Origin of the sequence: Burkholderia sp. LMG 13014 (assembly GCF_905232215.1) — a bacterium.
In the GTDB taxonomy this organism is placed as follows: domain Bacteria; phylum Pseudomonadota; class Gammaproteobacteria; order Burkholderiales; family Burkholderiaceae; genus Burkholderia.
In genome coordinates, this window is the sequence record NZ_CAJNKE010000707.1 from 1 (window position 1) to 2,763 (window position 2,763).

A 2,763-nucleotide genomic window follows, 5' to 3' on the forward strand; every position below is an offset into this window, starting at 1 on the left:
ACACCAGCGGGGCGGGGCCGGCGTCCCCGGCGGCGGATACGACCGGCATCAGCTTCGCGGCGAGCGAGCCGCGGACGGTTGGCAGCAGCCACAGTGCAAGCGCAACTGCGACAGCGAGACAGCCGACAACGCTGAATAGATGGTGACTGACACGCGTCCCGCGACGCAGCATGCTGCGCACGAACTGCGCATGCTGCTCACTAGGACGCCACGATAACCAAGCGTTCATTCAGATCATCTCCCATGAACATGACTCGTGCGGCTCGCTCAGCTCGATGGCGAGACAGGTAACGCGCCGCGGAATCACGACGCCGCACGCTTTGGTTGGGGCGTGCAAGCATCGGGGAAACGGTATAAGTACCGTTCGAGGCCACGGTGTAAGAGGGCCGGCACCTTCGCACACTGGGCGAGGCGGGCATACGCGGTGGCACCCACGCAAAAAACCAGCGTCTGGTGGCGCTGGCCGAGACTACGACTAAGGCCGTCGGATACGCCGTGCAGGATTCGGCGGACGGTGACGCGCTGCGTCAAAGATCGGTGATTGGCGGCTCGAAGCCTTTTACCCTGCAGCCAATGTGAGCGGATTCTAGCAGGGTTTTATAGATCGTCAACACTATAAAACCTTGAAATCATAACAAAAAGTAATTTACGGGCGCTCTTCAGATCGCCAGCCCCATGCCGTAGGGGGTTTGCGCGCGGTCGACTTTTTTCTCCGCCGGGCGGGCATGCGGCTGCACGGGTAAAATCGTCGGTCGATTCGGGGCCGCAGCCGGCCGCTGCGCCCGCCCATCGCTGCCCGCCTTGCGGGTGGCCCGGACCATCTTCATGAAATACAAAGACTTACGCGATTTCATCCAGCGCCTCGAGGCGCTCGGCGAACTGCGGCGCGTCACGCAGCCCGTGTCGCCCGTGCTCGAAATGACCGAGCTGTGCGACCGCGTGCTGCGCGCCGGCGGCCCTGCGCTGCTGTTCAACGCGCCGACCGGCTACGACTTCCCGGTGCTCGGCAACCTGTTCGGCACGCCGCGGCGCGTCGCGCTCGGGATGGGCGTCGATGCGGGCGACGACGCCGCGCTCGACTCGCTGCGCGATCTCGGGCGCCTGCTGTCCGCGCTGAAGGAACCCGATCCGCCGAAGAGCCTGAAGGACGCCGGCAAGCTGCTGTCGCTTGCGAAGGCCGTGTGGGACATGGCGCCGAAGTCGGTGTCGTCGCCGCCGTGCCAGGAGATCGTCTGGGAAGGCGCCGACGTCGACCTGAACCGGCTGCCGATCCAGACCTGCTGGCCCGGCGATGCGGGGCCGCTCGTCACGTGGGGCCTGACGGTCACGCGCGGGCCGAACAAGTCGCGGCAGAACCTCGGGATCTACCGCCAGCAGCTGATCGGCCGCAACAAGCTGATCATGCGCTGGCTCGCGCATCGCGGCGGCGCGCTCGACTTCCGCGAATTCGCGCTGCAGAACCCCGGCAAGCCGTATCCGGTCGCGGTCGTGCTCGGCGCCGATCCGGCCACGACGCTCGGCGCGGTGACGCCCGTGCCCGATTCGCTGTCCGAGTACCAGTTCGCCGGCCTGCTGCGCGGCAGCCGCACGGAGCTCGCGAAGTGCCTGACGCCCGGCGTCGACACGCTGCAGGTGCCCGCGCGCGCGGAGATCGTGCTCGAAGGCTTCATTTATCCGCAGGAAGGCGCGCCCGCCCCCGCTCCGGCCGGCGCACCGCCGCGTCCGGCCGGCAACGCGTCGGCCAAGTACGAGCACGCGCTCGAAGGCCCGTACGGCGACCACACCGGCTATTACAACGAGCAGGAGTGGTTCCCGGTGTTCACCGTCGAGCGCATCACGATGCGCCGCGACGCGATCTACCACTCGACCTACACGGGCAAGCCGCCCGACGAGCCCGCGGTGCTCGGCGTCGCGCTGAACGAGGTGTTCGTGCCGCTGCTGCAGAAGCAGTTCACCGAGATCACCGACTTCTACCTGCCGCCCGAAGGCTGCAGCTACCGGATGGCCATCGTCCAGATGAAGAAGAGCTACGCGGGCCACGCGAAGCGCGTGATGTTCGGCGTGTGGAGCTTCCTGCGGCAGTTCATGTATACGAAGTTCATCGTGGTCGTCGACGAAGACGTGAACATCCGCGACTGGAAGGAAGTGATCTGGGCGATCACGACACGCGTCGACCCGGTGCGCGACACCGTGATGGTCGACAGCACGCCGATCGACTATCTCGACTTCGCGTCGCCGGTGGCCGGCCTCGGTTCGAAGATGGGGCTCGACGCGACCAACAAGTGGCCCGGCGAGACCAACCGCGAATGGGGCCGTCCGATCGAGATGGATGCGGCCGTGAAGGCGCGCGTTGACCGGCTCTGGCAGGAGATCGGCCTCTGATGCCATGCGGCCGGCACCTGCCGGCCCGTGGACTGCCATCGCTACAAGAACAACGAAGATGACCTTTCCGCCCGCCTCCATGCTGTCCGATGGCTTCTTTCTGTCGCTGTCGCTGTGTCTCGACATCGGCCTCGTGAACGTCGCGATGCTGTCGCTGACGCTGTCGCACGGCTTCCGGCCGGGTTTCTGGCTCGGCATCGGCTCGTGCGTCGGCGATCTCGTCTATGCGGCGCTCGCGCTCGCGGGGATGGCCGTGCTGCTGCAGTTCGAGCCGGTACGCTGGATCGTGTGGATCGGCGGCGGCGCCGTGCTGCTGTTCCTCACGTGGAAGATGGCGCGCGAAGCGCTCACGCCAGCCAAGGCGGCCGGCGACGATGCGGA

3 protein-coding genes and 1 pseudogene are annotated in these 2,763 nt (G+C 66.5%); 2 read left to right on the plus strand and 2 right to left on the minus strand.

The features are described 5' to 3' along the window. Together JYJ84_RS33395 and JYJ84_RS33400 are read right to left on the minus strand one after the other, a co-directional pair. A pseudogene (locus JYJ84_RS33395) lies at positions 1–229 on the minus strand (lytic transglycosylase domain-containing protein); the annotation flags it as partial. Positions 230–659: 430 nt separating this feature from the next. Further along, on the minus strand, positions 660–854 hold the full coding sequence (locus JYJ84_RS33400) for a hypothetical protein (protein WP_174976944.1): 195 nt from the start codon (positions 852–854) through the stop codon (positions 660–662). On the opposite strand from JYJ84_RS33400, the gene JYJ84_RS33405 reads away from it, so the two are divergent. After that, positions 826–2,382 (plus strand): UbiD family decarboxylase, encoded by a 1,557-nt coding sequence (locus JYJ84_RS33405; RefSeq protein WP_011351231.1) that lies wholly within the window; start codon positions 826–828, stop codon positions 2,380–2,382. The two genes, JYJ84_RS33400 and JYJ84_RS33405, sit on opposite strands and share 29 nt — an antisense overlap. Before the next feature lie 58 nt (positions 2,383–2,440). Beyond that, positions 2,441–2,763, plus strand: a 323-nt coding sequence (locus JYJ84_RS33410; protein ID WP_205190037.1) for a LysE family translocator, incomplete at its 3' end; no start/stop codon positions are given.

Coding starts and splice junctions, on each gene's coding strand:
- JYJ84_RS33405 (WP_011351231.1), top strand. CDS start 826: ATGAAATACAAAGACTTACGCGATTTCATCCAGCGCCTCGAGGCGCTC.
- JYJ84_RS33400 (WP_174976944.1), bottom strand. CDS start 854: ATGAAATCGCGTAAGTCTTTGTATTTCATGAAGATGGTCCGGGCCACC.